This window comes from Clostridium polynesiense, from assembly GCF_000820705.1.
Taxonomy (GTDB): domain Bacteria; phylum Bacillota; class Clostridia; order Clostridiales; family Clostridiaceae; genus Clostridium_AA; species Clostridium_AA polynesiense.
Genome location: NZ_CCXI01000141.1, coordinates 33,864 through 49,614, shown reverse-complemented (window position 1 = coordinate 49,614; position 15,751 = coordinate 33,864). Strand labels below are relative to the sequence as shown.

General features: G+C 36.0%; 14 protein-coding genes, 1 pseudogene, 1 riboswitch and 1 other annotated feature. Of the genes and pseudogenes, 12 read left to right on the top strand and 3 right to left on the bottom strand.

Annotation, left to right across the window (positions count from 1 at the left end):
• Positions 1–143: 143 nt before the first annotated feature.
• From TA89_RS14210 to TA89_RS14200, 3 genes are all read right to left on the bottom strand, one after another.
• Positions 144–1,010, bottom strand: coding sequence for an MSCRAMM family protein (locus TA89_RS14210; RefSeq protein WP_040214317.1), 867 nt, complete (start codon positions 1,008–1,010; stop codon positions 144–146).
• 2 nt (positions 1,011–1,012) lie between these two features.
• Positions 1,013–1,693: an MSCRAMM family protein gene (locus tag TA89_RS14205; RefSeq protein WP_040214315.1), complete on the bottom strand. Its 681-nt coding sequence runs from the start codon at positions 1,691–1,693 to the stop codon at positions 1,013–1,015.
• 106 nt (positions 1,694–1,799) lie between these two features.
• Positions 1,800–2,423, bottom strand: a complete 624-nt coding sequence (locus TA89_RS14200; protein WP_040214314.1) for a DsbA family oxidoreductase — start codon at positions 2,421–2,423, stop codon at positions 1,800–1,802.
• Between the two features lie 322 nt (positions 2,424–2,745).
• Here TA89_RS14200 and TA89_RS14195 point away from each other — a divergent pair, with 322 nt between their 5' ends.
• The 12 genes and pseudogenes from TA89_RS14195 (at position 2,746) to asnA (ending at position 15,744) form a co-directional block, all read left to right on the top strand.
• The gene (locus TA89_RS14195) at positions 2,746–4,200 is read left to right on the top strand and encodes an alpha-amylase (RefSeq protein ID WP_040214312.1); all 1,455 of its coding nucleotides are present in this window, start codon (positions 2,746–2,748) and stop codon (positions 4,198–4,200) included.
• 86 nt (positions 4,201–4,286) lie between these two features.
• Entirely contained in the window at positions 4,287–4,859 is a 573-nt protein-coding gene (cobC, locus tag TA89_RS14190; RefSeq protein ID WP_040214311.1) for an alpha-ribazole phosphatase, read from the top strand.
• 33 nt (positions 4,860–4,892) lie between these two features.
• Positions 4,893–5,441: a bifunctional adenosylcobinamide kinase/adenosylcobinamide-phosphate guanylyltransferase gene (gene cobU, locus TA89_RS14185; RefSeq protein WP_040214308.1), complete on the top strand. Its 549-nt coding sequence runs from the start codon at positions 4,893–4,895 to the stop codon at positions 5,439–5,441.
• A 9-nt stretch (positions 5,442–5,450) separates the two neighbouring features.
• Positions 5,451–6,200: an adenosylcobinamide-GDP ribazoletransferase gene (cobS, locus tag TA89_RS14180; protein WP_040214306.1), complete on the top strand. Its 750-nt coding sequence runs from the start codon at positions 5,451–5,453 to the stop codon at positions 6,198–6,200.
• 91 nt (positions 6,201–6,291) lie between these two features.
• Positions 6,292–6,473, top strand: a riboswitch (cobalamin riboswitch).
• A 185-nt stretch (positions 6,474–6,658) separates the two neighbouring features.
• Positions 6,659–8,149, top strand: coding sequence for a cobyric acid synthase (locus TA89_RS14175; RefSeq protein ID WP_040214305.1), 1,491 nt, complete (start codon positions 6,659–6,661; stop codon positions 8,147–8,149).
• Positions 8,149–9,114 (top strand): adenosylcobinamide-phosphate synthase CbiB, encoded by a 966-nt coding sequence (gene cbiB / locus TA89_RS14170; protein ID WP_040214303.1) that lies wholly within the window; start codon positions 8,149–8,151, stop codon positions 9,112–9,114. The genes TA89_RS14175 and cbiB overlap by 1 nt, the downstream gene beginning before the upstream one ends.
• A 12-nt stretch (positions 9,115–9,126) precedes the next feature.
• Positions 9,127–10,194 (top strand): annotated as a pseudogene (locus TA89_RS14165) (pyridoxal phosphate-dependent aminotransferase).
• 20 nt (positions 10,195–10,214) lie between these two features.
• Complete coding sequence (gene cobT, locus TA89_RS14160; RefSeq protein ID WP_040214301.1) at positions 10,215–11,306, top strand: nicotinate-nucleotide--dimethylbenzimidazole phosphoribosyltransferase; 1,092 nt, start codon at positions 10,215–10,217, stop codon at positions 11,304–11,306.
• Positions 11,307–11,347: 41 nt separating this feature from the next.
• Entirely contained in the window at positions 11,348–12,277 is a 930-nt protein-coding gene (locus tag TA89_RS14155) for an ABC transporter substrate-binding protein (RefSeq protein WP_040214299.1), read from the top strand.
• A gap of 34 nt (positions 12,278–12,311) precedes the next feature.
• The gene (locus tag TA89_RS14150; protein ID WP_040214297.1) at positions 12,312–13,358 is read left to right on the top strand and encodes a FecCD family ABC transporter permease; all 1,047 of its coding nucleotides are present in this window, start codon (positions 12,312–12,314) and stop codon (positions 13,356–13,358) included.
• Between the two features lie 2 nt (positions 13,359–13,360).
• On the top strand, positions 13,361–14,140 hold the full coding sequence (locus TA89_RS14145; RefSeq protein WP_040214296.1) for an ABC transporter ATP-binding protein: 780 nt from the start codon (positions 13,361–13,363) through the stop codon (positions 14,138–14,140).
• 275 nt (positions 14,141–14,415) lie between these two features.
• Positions 14,416–14,668: a binding site (T-box leader), on the top strand.
• A 71-nt stretch (positions 14,669–14,739) separates the two neighbouring features.
• On the top strand, positions 14,740–15,744 hold the full coding sequence (asnA, locus tag TA89_RS14140; protein ID WP_040214377.1) for an aspartate--ammonia ligase: 1,005 nt from the start codon (positions 14,740–14,742) through the stop codon (positions 15,742–15,744).
• Positions 15,745–15,751: the final 7 nt, after the last annotated feature.

Sequence of the window (15,751 nt, the reverse complement as noted above, 5' to 3'; positions counted from 1 at the left end):
AAAGAGATGCTGTATATAGTGCTCTGTTAAGTTCACTAGATAGCAGCATCTCTTTTATTATTAAGGTTAATCTCTTTATTTATTATAGGTTAAGTTCTTTTTACTACTCCTCTGTGGTAGAGGCATTTCGTAGTTGCCGTTACTTACAGGGTAAATTCCTTTTCGTATTCTCCTTGAGTTAATAGGTTTGCTTTTACTTTGTATATTCCGGGACCTAAATTTGAAAATACATATAGACCTTCGCTATTGGTGGTTTGAATCTCTTTTAATATTTCTTTATTGTCCCTTAGCTCATATAAAAATACTGGCACAGCGCTTTCCTGTGGTAGAGGACCTTTTATTACATCAGTTATACTGCCGGTAACGCCGGGACTATTATTTAATATTATATCTACGGGGATTTTATTCTTTTCCTCAATTTTTATGCTGATAGGAGGTGAAGGCTGATAATTTTCAAATTCGGCCTGAAGAATATATTCACCGGGAAGTATATTGTAAATGATGTATTCTCCTTTAGAATTAGAAATACTATCGGAGGATTTTATATTTCTATTTTTATAATTTAAATATATTCTAGCATTTACCACTGCATTTCCGGTAAATGCTTCCTTTACAGTACCGTAAATAATTCCCCGAGCACTGGAGGCATCCTCCTTTAAATTGAAATATACTTTTACAGGGGTATTTTCTACTATAGAGACGTTTTGAGGCTCTGAGGTCTTATAGCAAGGGCAGGAGGCAACAATCCTATAATCCCCTTTAGGAACTATTTCTTTGAACAAAAATATGCCGTTGGAGTCTGAATATGTCTCATAAAGCACCTTCGATTCTTTATTTGTTATTAAGATAAGGGCTTCCTCCAAAGGATTTACCCCCTGCAGCACCCGGCCTACAACTATAGTGTTATATTTAGTTTTACATTCTTCGAGGGTTAGGCTGCAGTTGTAGTTTTCACCGGGTTTTAGGGAAAAAATTTCACTGCTGCCAAGATAATAATTCTTTTTGCTCATGATCAAGCATCATCCTTTCTGAAAGAGGCAGCTTTTATCCTGTAATCTCCCGGAGGAAGCAGTGAGAAGCTGTACATCCCCTGATTATTTGTCAGGGTTGATTTTATAAGTATTTCTCTGCTGTTTATTATAGAATATAGTGCTACTATTATATTATCAATGGGAAGGCCGGTTTCCCCATCAGTAATTTTCCCTCCCAGATCAGCAGTATAAGCTTTGGAATCTATTTTAAGGAGAATGTTTTCTGAGAGGCTCTGATTACCTCTTAAAGTAATTTGAGCACTGTTTGCTGTAATATATCCTGGTTTACAAACCTGAACTAGATATTCTCCATTATTAAGCTGAGAAAATAAGTATTGTCCCTGGTCGCTTGTAGAAGTGCTTTTAAGTGATTTTAATCCCTCCTTTGTGAAAGTCATAAGATCAACAGAAGCATCCATTAGAGCACTGCCGTCTTCTTTACTTACAATCCCGAAAATAGAATTTGAATTTTGGAATTTATCTAAATTTAATATAACGTCAGATTTAATATTATTCTGAGGATTTAAAGGCTTCAGAACCTCCTCTGCTCCTGAAGTTGCTTCTAATTCAGGAGAGACAGGTTTCTCAGATAAAGCTACCGCCTGCTTTTCTTTTTGTTTAGGCGCTTTAATGTTAAGCACATATTCATCAAAACTGGGCATTGTATCCTCTCCTTTCTTACTAATTCATAATATTCAAAAGTGTGTAATTTGGACAACAAAAAAGCTGTGAGAAATATAATCTTCTCACAGCTTAAAGAATTTAATATTAATCTTTTTTGTTAAAAGCCTTATTGTTGTATATTTCCAGCAGCAAGCCTTCGAAAACCTCTAAAGGCTGTGCTCCGGTTAATTTATACTCATCATTTATGATAAATGTAGGTACGCTCTGTACATTATGTATAGAGGCTTTATTCTGGTTTTCATCTATTTTTCTTTGGTATTCATCAGTTTCTATTTTTATCAGCATTTCTGTTGAATCAAGTCCTGCCTTTTCTGCTATTTCCTTTAAAACCTCTTCTTTGCTTATATTAAGCCCATCTGAAAAATATGCTTTAAAAACTTCCAGTGAAAATTCATCATATTTATGCTGTTCTTTGGCATACTCTGCAGCCTTTAAGGCTAAAGAGGTATCATATAAGTATTCTACATCATGGAAGGGCAGTCCGAATTGTTTGGCTCTTTTTTTCAATGGAGTAAGAACATCCTTTGTATCTAACCCTTTAAAGTATTGTGATAAGGGTATTCCATCTTCAGGAATGCCGGGATTCACTTCAAATCCAAGCCACTCATCTTCTATAATAAAATTTTTCTTAAGTTCACGGACGATACCTTTTCCTAAATAACAGAAAGGACATGTAAAATCACTAAATATCTTTATATTATATTTCATACTATCCCCTCTTTTCAAATGATTAATGTTATTATATGAGAAATGTTATTCCTCTACAAGCACAAAAAGGTTACAACAACCAAAGTTAAAGAATTGTTAATGTATTTGGAAATTATCTAAGAAATTAAGGCTTTAAATTGTAACATTTTTTATACATGTGTAAATTTTTTATTATAACTAACCATTTTAACCATCTTTGATATAGAATAAGGTATTATTCTTAATTAATATATTTAAGAAGCTGATTATTTCATATAACTTATTTATCATACATTTATAAAACTATTATTTTTGTGACGCTGTTTCATAAGGAGGTTTATTTATGGCTAATCACACTTTATTTCAATTTTTTGAATGGCACGTACCTAATGATGGTAATCACTGGAAAGGACTTAAGAATGAAGCGGAGCATTTAGCGGAAATAGGAGTTTCTGCAGTTTGGATTCCTCCGGCAACTAAGGCACTTACACAAGAGGATGCAGGGTATGGAATATATGACCTTTATGATTTAGGCGAATTCAATCAAAAGGGAACTGTAAGAACTAAATACGGAACAAAAGAAGAGCTTATAGAGGCTATTGAAGAGCTTCACAATAATGGTATTCAGGTTTATCTCGACGTTGTTTTAAATCATAAAGCCGGAGCTGACGGCACAGAAAGATTTATGGCTCAGGAGGTTGCCGTAGACAATAGGGAAGAAGTTTTAAGTAAGCCTTATGAAATAGAAGGTTGGACAAAGTTTGATTTTTCCGGCAGAGGTGAAAAGTATTCAGATTTTAAATGGAATTGGACCCATTTTACCGGTACGGATTATAATGCTGAAAATGATAAATCCTCCATATACAAGATAATAGGTGAAAACAAAGGCTGGGGAGATGAGGTAGACGATGAGTTTGGAAATTATGATTATTTGATGTTTGCAGATATAGATTATAAGCATCCGGAGGTTTATAAGGAGGTCATAAATTGGGGAGTCTGGGTTGTTAACGAGCTTAATCTGGATGGTTTCAGGCTAGATGCCATTAAACATATAAATGATTGGTTTATTAAGGACTTTTTAAAGTATGTAAGGGAAAATACTGAAAAAGAAGAAATTTATGCTGTGGGAGAATACTGGAGGGGAGAACTTGGTGTTCTTCAGCAGCATTTAGATAATGTGGATTATGGGCTGGATTTATTCGACGTGGCTTTACACTATAATTTCTGCCTGGCAGCAGAAGAAGGCAGAAACTACGATTTCAGCACTATTTTTAATGGTACATTGGTGGAAAATAATCCTCTTCATGCTGTAACCTTTGTAGACAACCATGATTCACAGCCTGGACAGTCTTTAGAGTCCTGGGTAGAGGATTGGTTCAAACCCTTAGCTTATGCCCTGATACTTCTCAGGAAAGATGGGTATCCCTGCGTATTTTACGGAGACTATTATGGAATATCAGGAGAGGAGCCTATTGAAGGCAAAAGAGAAATGCTTTATAAGCTTTTGGAGCTTCGAAAGCACTACACTTATGGACTTCAGGAAGATTATCTGAATCATCCCAATGTAATTGGATGGGTAAGGATGGGGGAGGAGGAATTTGAGGACTCAGGAGCAGCGGTTATAATGAGCAATGGTGATGAAGGAGAAAAGGTGATGAATGTAGGAAAGCATAGAGCAGGGGAATGCTGGATGGATTTTTTAGGAAACAGGGAAGAAGTTATAACTATTGATGAAGAAGGTAATGGCTGTTTTACCGTAAACGGAGGCTCTTTATCCGTATGGGTGAAGAAGAAATAATATAAATTAAAGTGTAGCTTTCAGTCTATTTTTTTAATATTTAGTGTAAAATAAATTTAAACAGAGTACATTAAAGGGGAATAGTTATGAAGATATTTTTAGTAAGACATGGGGAAACTATAAGCAATGTGGAGAAGAGATACTGCGGCTTGTATGAAGCGCAGCTCACAGATAAAGGGATAAAGCAGGCAGAGAAATTAAAAGAGGATTTAAGGGGTACTACCTTTCAGAAAATTTATTTAAGCTGCACTCACCGGTGCAAGGACACCGCGGATATAATATGCAGCACCGTGGATAAAATTCAGGATGAAAGGCTTAATGAACTAAACTTTGGAATATTTGATAATAAAACTTATGATGAAATACAAAAGAAATATCCTGAAGAATGTGAAGAATGGCAAAAATCCTGGAAGGAGTATATAATACCTCAGGGAGAGAGTGTTGTACAAGCCTTCGAGAGGGTAACAAGCTTTATGAAGGAACTTGAGAATAATCCTGGGGAAAATGTACTCATAGTTACTCATGGTGGTATAATTAGACTTATGTACTGCTATATACTAGACGGTAATATAGATTTGTATTGGAAGTTTGCCTCATATAACGGAGGATTAAGCATATTAAGCTTTGAATATAATAATTGGATCATCGAGAAGATATAAGCTCAGGGTTTATTAGGAGGAAAGGTTGTTTTTATGGGAAAGATAGTTTTAGTTACAGGAGGAACGAGAAGCGGAAAGAGTTCTTTTGCGGAAAAATACTTCAGAGGCAGTAATGATGTATTATACATAGCTACTGCCAAGGTTGTGGACAGAGAAATGGAGGAAAGGGTTAGAAAGCATAGGGAGACAAGAAACCCAAATTGGGATACATATGAAGGATATAAAGGCCTTAAAGAAGCGGTAGAAAAATTAAATAAGGATAAAATCATATTAGAGTGTGCCGGAACCATGGTTACAAATTTAATCTTTGATAAATATTCCGATGTAGAGAAAATTACAAGAGAAGAGATTAAAGAATTGGAGGAAGAAATAATCCTTGAGTTTATGGAGCTTGTAAAAGCGGTAAAAAGCAGCGATAAAAAGCTTATTATAGTTACTAATGAAGTGGGTTGGGGACTTGTGTCGGAATACAGACTGGGAAGAATCTTTGCAGACATTCTGGGAAGGGTTAATCAGGTATTAGGACAATTAAGCGATGAAGTATATTTCACAGCCTGCGGAATCCCTTTGAAGCTTAAGTAGGTGGACATTATGAAGAGGTATTTTGAAAGTTTTTTACTCATGGTTCAGATGATAACGAGGATTCCTGTAAAGAGGTCACTTCCCTGTCAAAAGGAAGATTTCAGAAGAGGAGCCGGCTTCTTTGCTTTAATAGGTTTAATAGTAGGAGGTATTCAATACCTTCTTTACTTGATATTTAGAAAATTGTTTCCAGCCTACGTTATATCCATATTAATCATTTTAGCGGAAATTTTTATAACCGGAGGATTCCATATTGATGGATTCGGAGATACCTGCGACGGTTATTTTGCTGCAAAAGGTAAGGATAAGATAATAGAGATTATGAAGGACAGCCGTATAGGAACCTTTGCCTGTATAGGAATTGTCATTAATATATTGATAAAGTTTGAGAGCTATAAATTCATAGCTGCCTCCAATACCCTTTCATTGATGATAATAGTTATACCCATGCTGAGCAGAGCCTCAATGCTTCTGATTTCATTAATTGGCAGACCTGCAAAGACCGGAGGTCTTGGTAATTTGTTTATAAACAATGTGAGTTTACTGCAGGTAATTATTAATTTCCTGCTGCCTTTTGCTGCAGTAGCACTTATAGCAGATCCCATTAAAGCGGTGGTATTAACCGCAGGGGTAATCACTGTAACCTTGAGTTTCAATGCGTTATGCAACAGCAAAATCAATGGAATTACCGGAGACTCCTTAGGTGCGGTAAACGAATTATCAGTGCTTACAGCACTTATTATAATTTCTTCCATTTAATAGATTTATTTTTATTGAATTATTTCCAATATTAATCTATAATAAAAGTGCCAGGCACGTGACAAGTGACAAATTCATTTGTCACTTGTCACGTGCCTGGCACCAATCAGGTGCCTTTTAAAAAGGTGAAAAGGGAATGCGGTTAGAACCCGCAGCAGCCCCCGCTACTGTATTTGATGACTGACCTTTAATTAACCACTCCTTAATGTGGAGGAAGGGTAAAGGGAAGGATGAATCATAAGCCAGGAGACCTGCCTGTTGAGAATTTTTTTTAATGTGCTTTCGGTGGGAAAGCTGTTAGAATAAAGCGGAGAATTTCTGCTTTCATCTAGATATTGATAGTTATTATTGTATTTAGAATTCTAATAGCAGCGTGCTAAAAGCATGCTGCTTTTATTTATTTAGAAGGAAATTTTCATTGAAAAATGGTTGCCTAATTAAAAATAAGGGGAGATATCATGGCTAAGATAATGATACAAGGTACCGCCTCCTCAGTGGGGAAAAGTCTCTTAACCGCAGCGTTATGCAGGATATTTATGCAGGATGGTTACAGTGTATGTCCGTATAAATCTCAAAATATGTCTCTTAACTCCTATATAACCCTGGACGGAAAGGAAATGGGCAGGGCTCAAGTGCTTCAGGCTTATGCTGCAGGATTAGAGCCGCAGTCTTATATGAATCCTATTTTGTTAAAGCCCTCCTCAGATACCAAAAGTCAGGTTATTGTCAATGGAAAGGTATATGGAAACTATAATGCAGAGGAATATCACAATCTTAAACCTCAGTTTAAAGAAATGCTCAAAGGACAGTTTCAGGAACTGGAAAAAAGCTTTGACATAATAGTTATAGAGGGAGCAGGAAGTCCGGCAGAAATTAATTTAAGGGATAAGGATATTGTTAATATGGGCTTGGCTGACCTTATAGATGCACCGGTATTATTGGTAGGAGATATCGATAAGGGAGGGGTTTTTGCAGCATTGGCAGGAACTATGCTGCTTTTAAATCAAGAAGAAAAAGCCAGGGTAAAGGGAACGATTATAAATAAGTTTCGAGGTGACAAAAAGCTTCTTCAGCCGGGAATTGACAGTATAGAGGACATAATACAAACCCCCTGCCTAGGGGTAGTTCCTTATTTTACTCATATATTGGAGGATGAAGACGGCTCAAGGATGGAGATTAACAGAAGGGTAAATGCCCCTATAGATATAGCCGTGCTTATGCTTCCTCATATATCAAATTTTACCGATGTAGATGCTTTGAGAACTGAGGAGGATGTCAGCGTAAGATTTATTTATACAAAAGAGGAGTTTGGAAAGCCTGATTTGCTTATAATCCCCGGAAGCAAAAATACCATTGCGGACTTAATTACCATAAGAAATGCCGGCTTAGAGGAGAAGATAAAGTCATATTCCTCCAGCGGTTTTATCATAGGTATATGTGGTGGATACCAAATGCTTGGAAGGACAATAGAGGACCCTTTAAAGGTGGAAAGCAGCAATATATCCATAGAAGGTCTGGGCTTACTGAATATCACTACCGCTTTAGAGGCAGAAAAGGTGATGACCAGAGTAAAGGGTGAATTTAGCCATATGGGCAGCAGTGGAAGAATATATGGTTATGAAATCCATATGGGAACTACCATAAAGGAGCCTGGCTTAAGGAATTTTATCACCTTAAGTGAAATTAAGGGAGGCAGCAGCGGTGAGCTTAAAAGCGATGGCACCTTTAATGAAAGAGGAAATGTCATAGGAAGCTACATCCATGGAATATTTGATTCTACAGATTTTAGGGAATATATATTGAACAGAATAAGAAAAGATAAAGGATTAAAGCTGAAAGCATCTAAGCCTTATGAAAGTATAAGAGATGATGAAATAAATAAATTAGCGGACATAGTGAGGGAAAATGTGGATATAGATGCTATTTACGGAATTATGGGTATTAAATAATGGAGAGCTTTTTTATTAGTAACTCAATAGATACCTTTATTGCTGTACTTCTTGATTTTATTATAGGAGACCCTTATGGATTTCCTCATCCGGTGATATATATGGGAAAGCTTATAAATAATCTGGAAAATAAATTAAGAGCTAGGGCAAAGGACAATAAAGCCCTTAAAGCTTATGGAGGTTTTATTGTTCTCATCATGATTATATTAAGTTTTTCCATTCCCTTTGTAATTTTATATTTATTATTTCCCTATAAGATATTATTTCACTTGGTTAATATTTCATTTCTCTGGACTGTCCTTGCGGCAAAAAGCCTGTATAAGGAAAGCATGAAGGTACAGGGAGCTTTGGTTAAAGAAGATCTAGAAGATGCAAGAATAAAGCTTTCTTACATCGTAGGAAGAGAAACAAGGGGACTTTCTTCTAAGTCGATAATAAGGGCAGCGGTGGAAACTGTAGCGGAAAATGCTTCAGACGGAGTCATAGCACCATTATTTTATGCCTTGCTAGGGGGAGCACCTTTGGCTATGGCCTATAAGGCTGTAAATACCATGGACTCAATGCTTGGCTATATGAATGATAAATACTTATACATGGGGTTTTTTCCTGCCAAGACAGATGATGTTTTTAATTATATCCCATCAAGAGTAACCGGTGCTTTAATGTGTATTTCAGCCCCTTTTATAGGGGGGAGTATATTCAAAAGTTTTAAGATTATGCTCAGGGACAGGAATAATCATAAAAGTCCTAATTGTGCATATCCTGAAGCAGCTGCAGCCGGTGCTTTAGGCATAGAGCTTGGAGGAACAAATATATATTTCGGAACCCCTGTAGAAAAGCCTACTCTTGGAGATGCTGTAAGACCTCTGAGCCTTCAAGATATAAAAATGAGTAATAAGCTGATGTTCATTACAGAACTTTTATTTTTATTAATATCAGAAGCTTTCATATTTTTGATTTTATAAAAGGAGAAAACTATGGAAAAAACCATAATAGAGCATGGAGGGGATATATACAGTGAGGGAAGGCTTAAGGGCAGAGAGCTTTTAGACTTCAGCTCCAATATTAATCCTTTGGGAATTCCTCAGGAATTTAAGGATAATATCCATAAAATATTAGAGGAAGCAGTGAATTATCCTGATCTTAAATATCGGGAATCCAAGAAAAGGCTGTCAGAATACCTGAATCTTCCCCAAGAGGGAGAGGAAATACTTTTAGGCAATGGAGCTGCGGAGCTTATAGACCTTTCTTTATCTCTTATAAAAAAGCTATGTATAGCAGTTCCTTCCTTTGGTGAGTACGAAGGTTCTGCATTAAAGCATCATGTAGAGGTGAAATACAGCTATTTAACCGCTGATATGGAATACGATTATAAGGATATTTTAGAAAGTATGAAACAGTGTCAGGGCCTTATAATAGGTAATCCAAACAATCCTAATGGAGGAATTATAAATAAAAAGGCTTTTTCGGATATTTTGGATTACTGTGAGAAAAACAGTAAGCTCATAATAATAGATGAAGCTTTTATAGAGTTTACAGGCTGCAGTGAAAACAGCTTTTTAAAGGAAGCCATGGAATATTCCTGCCTAATAGTTATAAGAGCTGTAACTAAGTTTTTTGCTCTTCCGGGAATAAGATTTGGATATGCAGTTATGAGCAATAGTGGTGCCGCAGAAGAAATAAGAAAAAAACAGCTTCCCTGGAATGTTAATTCCTTTGCAGAGGGTGCTTTGAAATACATATTTAAAGATAAGGAATATAAGTAAAAAACCGTTGAGCTTATTCAAGAGGAAAGAGGCTATCTAAGTACTGAGCTTCAAAAAATTCCATATATAGAAAAGGTATATAAAAGCCGGGCAAATTATCTTTTAATTAAGCTTAAGGGTTCAACGGATGAAGACATTTTTCAAAAATGCCTGAAGGAAGGAATATTGATAAGGAGATGCAGAAGCTATAAAGGTCTTGATTCCAGATTTATAAGAATTGCCGTTAAAGACAGGGAGAAAAATTATAAACTCATTAATGCGTTAAATAACTTTATATAAAATTATAAAAGGAGATATAAATTATGCTTTTAGATGAAACCTTAAAAGAAATTACACATTCAGACAAAGAAGCTGTAATGAAAGCAAAGCAGCACATAGATAACCTGGCAAAACCCATTGGAAGCCTTGGAAAGCTGGAGGAGATAGGGGCGAAGTTTGCAGGTATTACAGGTAAGACTATAAATAAGGTTAACAAGAAAACAGTGGTGGTAATGTGTGCAGACAACGGAGTTTGTGATGAAGGTGTAAGTGCAGCCCCTCAGAGTATAACTACACTTATGACTTACTGCTTCCCTAAAATGACTACAGGGGTAGGAGTGCTTGCAGAATTTGCAGGAGCCGACCTCACTATAGTGGATATCGGAGTGAAGGATGAAATAAACCATCCTAAAATAATTTCAAGAAAAATAATGAAGGGTACTAAGAATATGAGCATAGGCCCTGCAATGAGCAGGGAAGAGGCTATTAAAGCAATAGAAGCAGGTATTGAAATAGTGGATAATCTGGTAAAGGAGGGGTATGACCTCATAGGAACCGGAGAGATGGGGATTGGAAATACCTCCAGCAGTGCAGCGGTTATTGCTTCACTTTTAGATTTAAAGGTTGAAGACGTAGTTGGAATGGGAGCAGGTCTTACACTTCAACAGTTCCAAAACAAAATGGAGGTTATACAAAGGAGCCTTGATATTAATAAGCCTGATAAAAATGATGTTATAGATGTTTTATCAAAGGTGGGAGGCTTGGACATAGCAGGAATGTGCGGATGCTTTTTGGGAGCAGCGAAAAATAAAGTTGCTATAGTAATAGATGGATTGATCTCAGGAGCAGCAGCCTTGTGTGCTTACAAATTAAAAGAAGAAGTTCTTGATTATATGTTTGCATCTCATAAATCAGAAGAAATTGCTGTAGAAAGCTTGTTTAAAGAAATTAAAATGACACCGATGCTGGATTTAAATATGAGACTTGGAGAAGGAAGCGGATGCCCCTTAGCTTTTAATATTATCGAGGCGGCTTTATATATGACAGGTCATATGGCATCCTTTAATGAAGTAGGAATTCAGGAAGAGGAATCAGAAAAACTGGTGGATATAAGGGATAAGTCAATGATATAAAAAATTTTATATAAAAATATATTAATAAAGGAGATTAAATCATGAAAAGAATCAGCAAGAATTTAATAATTACTTTTTCATTAATTTTTACGTTATTATTATCTGCCTGCGGCACTAAGCCTGCAGAAGCTCCAAAGGATAATAATAAGCCTGCAGCTTCCTATCCTTTAACCATAAAGGATTCAAGGGGAACTGAGATTAAAATAGAAAAGGAGCCTGAGAAAATTGTATCTGTAGCACCTAATATAACAGAAATGATCTTTGCTTTAGGAAAAGGCGATAAACTTGTAGGAAGAACTACATACTGCGACTTCCCTGAAGAAGCAAAAAAAGTTCAGGACATTGGAACACTTCAAAAGCCTGATATAGAAAAAATAGTTGAATTAAAACCTGATTTAGTAATAGCTTCAACTCATTTTAAAGAAGATGTGGCTAAAAAGTTTCAGGAATTAGGTATAAAAGTAGTATCATTATATAGTGATGATAAATTTGACGGTGTATATGAATCTATGAATACTTTAGGAAAAATATTAAATGCTTCTGAAAAATCCGATGAAGTAGTTAAAGGAATCAAGGAAAAGGTTCAAAAGGTTAACGAAAAGGTTAAAGATAAGAAGGCTCCATCCGTTTATTACGTAGTAGGCTTTGGAAATGGCGGGGATTTTACAAGTACCGGAGAAACCTATATACATCAGATGATTACCATGGCTGGCGGAGATAACATTGCTAAAGATACTACAGGCTGGAAGTACAGCAAAGAAAAGCTCATTGAAAAGAATCCTGAAATAATAATACTTCCTGAGTATTTTAAGGCAGAATTCTTAACTACAGAGGGTTATAAAGATTTAAATGCTGTTAAAAATAATAAAGTCTTTGTTATAGATAACAATCTTCTGGATAGACAGGGACCAAGGTTAGCAGAAGGAGTAGAAGCTTTAGCTAAAATAATTCATCCTGAAGAATTTAAATAATAAGTATATTTAATATAGAAAATGAGGAATTTATATGATTAAGCTGATTCAGAGCAACAGAAAAAAGTTTTTTTTAGTGCTTTTATTTATATTTTTTATAATGATAGTAACCTCTATTGCCTTAGGGACTGCGGATATAAGCTTTAAGCAGGCTTTTATAGCTCTTATAAAGCCCCTGGGCCTATTTAGTGAGGAAATAAATGCACAGGTTTCTGGTGCTCATTCCTTAATCATATATAAAATAAGACTTCCCAGAATAATCATGGCAGCGATGGTAGGAGCAGGTCTTGCAGTGGTAGGAGTGGCATTTCAGGCGGTATTTAAAAATCCTATGGCAGATCCCTATGTGCTTGGGATATCTTCCGGAGGAGCCTTGGGAGCCGCTTTGGCCATAGTTCTTAAAGTTGGAGAAAGTTTATTTTCTTTCAGTATGGTTACGGTTTTTGCTTTTGCCGGATCCCTTTTTACAGCTTTTCTTGTATATAATATTGCAAGGGTAGGAAATAAGATACCTACTATAAACCTTCTTTTAGCAGGAATAGCGGTAAGTTTTCTCCTTTCCTCAGCTTTATCCATACTTATGGTATTTAACCACAACAAGGTGGAAAAGATAGTTTTTTGGACTTTAGGAGACTTAAATACCTCTAATTGGAGGCAGATAATAGTAACAACTCCTTTTATACTCATAGGAATATTCATAATATATCTATTTTACAGGGATTTAAATCTAATGCTTACAGGAGACGAGTCCGCTAAAAGCATGGGGATAGAAGTTGAGAAGGTTAAAAAGATAATAGTGGTAGTTTCCTCATTAATAGTGGCTGCCTGTGTTGCCTTTTCCGGGGTGATAGGTTTTGTTGGGCTTTTGATACCTCATATGCTTAGGATGATGCTTGGACCTAATCATAAGCACCTTATCCCTTTTTCAGCCTTAGGGGGAGCTATGTTCCTCTTATTTTCAGATACTCTGGCAAGAAGCGTACTTCCTTCAGCAGAACTTCCGGTAGGTGCAGTAACAGCACTCATCGGATCACCATATTTCATATTCTTATTTTTAAAGTATAAAAAGAGGGTGGTGTAGCTATGGAAGCATCTGTACAGATAAATAAACTATTCTTTAGCTACGGAAGTAATCCTGTACTTAAAGACATAAGCATTAACTTTGAAAAGGGAAAGTTCTATTCTATAATCGGGCCTAACGGCTCTGGAAAAACAACCCTGCTTAAAAATATAAGCAAAATGTTATCTGTAGTAAAAGGTACGGTATTTATAGAAAATAAGGATATATTTAAAATATCCAATAAAGAAATATCTAAAAAATTGGCAGTAGTGCCTCAGAATATAAATATAGAGTATGAATTTACAGCCTATGATATAGTGCTTATGGGAAGAACTCCTTTTAAAAGGAGATTTGAAGACTATAACGAAGAGGATAAAGATATAGCAGAAAGGGTTATGAGGCTTACCTCCACCTGGGAGATAAAGGATAAGCTGATAACCAGCCTAAGCGGTGGAGAGCAGCAGAGGGTTATAGCTGCCAGAGCCTTATGTCAGGATACAGATATTATTTTATTGGATGAACCTACTTCTCATTTGGATATTCAGCATCAGCTTGGTTTCTTAAATATATTTAAAAGCCTTAAAAAAGATGTTACTGTCATAGCAGTTATGCATGATTTGAACCTTGCCTCCCTATACAGCGATGAAATAATACTTGTAGAAAAGGGAAGCATAATTGATAAAGGGGAGCCTTCAAAGGTAATAACCAAATCAAATATAAAAAGAGTGTATGATATAGATGTAGATATAATAAGAAACACTTCAAATGGAAGCCCCTATATAATACCCATAGTAAATTTATAGCCATATATATAAAAAAAGACCATGGCACCAGCTGCTGCTAAAGCCATGGTTCTGAACTGCATACACAGTAGTAAATAATTATATTTAGTTTATCGGTAACAAAATTATAATATTATAAAATTCCCTTGTCAATATAGATAAAATCTTAAGAAAAGATTCACTTGACTGTATTAAAGTGATGAAATATAATGATAGGAAACCATTAACTTATGCGAATGTTAAATAAAATTCCTGGTTTTATAGAATGAAAATAATTATTAAAAGCCATAAACAGTATAAATACTATGAAGAGAAGAGTAGCTTTAAGGGAAATTTAAGCGAGCCGGTGAGGGTGAAAGACCGGTAATGGAATTTAAAGTGAAGAACATCTCTAAGTATCTGACCGAAATCCTAAAGGAAAGTAGACTCAGACGGAGCAGCACTGTTAAAAGCTGACCAGTATCGAACTTAGCTTCCGTACTGTGTTAAGTGAGCTCTTTATGCTAATCAGGGTGGTACCGCGGAAAGAAACAGCCTTTCGTCCCTTACAGGATGAAGGGTTTTTTTATTTTTAAAATATAGTAATTCATAGCAGGGAGAGATGAGATGTGGAAAAACATATGAAGACAATAACCGAAGGATATAGTCCTACCCTTAATTTAATTGAGACGGAAATAGCTATAAAAGTGATTAAGGACTATTTTGAAGATGAGCTTTCAAAAAAATTAAATTTAATTAGAGTATCTGCTCCTATACTCGTAAGAAGCGGAAAAGGTCTTAATGATAACCTAAATGGAGTAGAAAGGCCTGTTGCTTTTGATGCTAAATCCATAGAAGAAGGAGCTATTGAGGTCGTACAATCCCTTGCAAAATGGAAGAGAATTGCTTTAGGAAGGTATAAGTTTAAAGCAGGGGAAGGTCTTTATACAGACATGAATGCCATAAGAAGGGATGAAGATTTAGATGATACTCATTCTTTATATGTGGATCAATGGGATTGGGAAAAGGTAATAGATAAAGAAGAGAGAAATGAAGAAATATTAATAAAGACAGTTAACAGAATATATGAAGTTTTTAAGTCTACAGAAGCTCTTGTCACTGAATTGTATCCCCAGTTTGAAGAAATACTTCCTAGAAAGATATTTTTCATAACCTCTCAGGAATTAGAAGATAGATATCCTTCTATTACTTCAAAGGAGCGAGAGGACAAAATAGCAGAGGAACAGGGAGCTGTATTCATAATGAAGATAGGAGAAGTGCTGGACTCAGGAGAAAAGCACGATGGAAGAGCTCCGGACTATGATGATTGGAGCTTAAACGGAGATATAATATTCTGGAATCCTGTGCTTAAGAAAGCCTTTGAAGTTTCCTCCATGGGAGTAAGGGTTGATGAGAAGGTCCTTAGATCCCAGCTGAAGGCTTCAGGCTGTGAAGACAGGGCTGCTTTAGAATATCATAAAGCAGTTCTTGAGGGTAAGCTTCCTTATACCATAGGGGGAGGAATAGGGCAATCCAGGATATGCATGTTCTTTCTAAGAAAGGCTCATATAGGAGAGGTTCAGGCTGGAATATGGCCTGAAGATATAATTGAAAGCTGCGAAAGAAGGGGGATAGTACTGCTATAAACTCAAT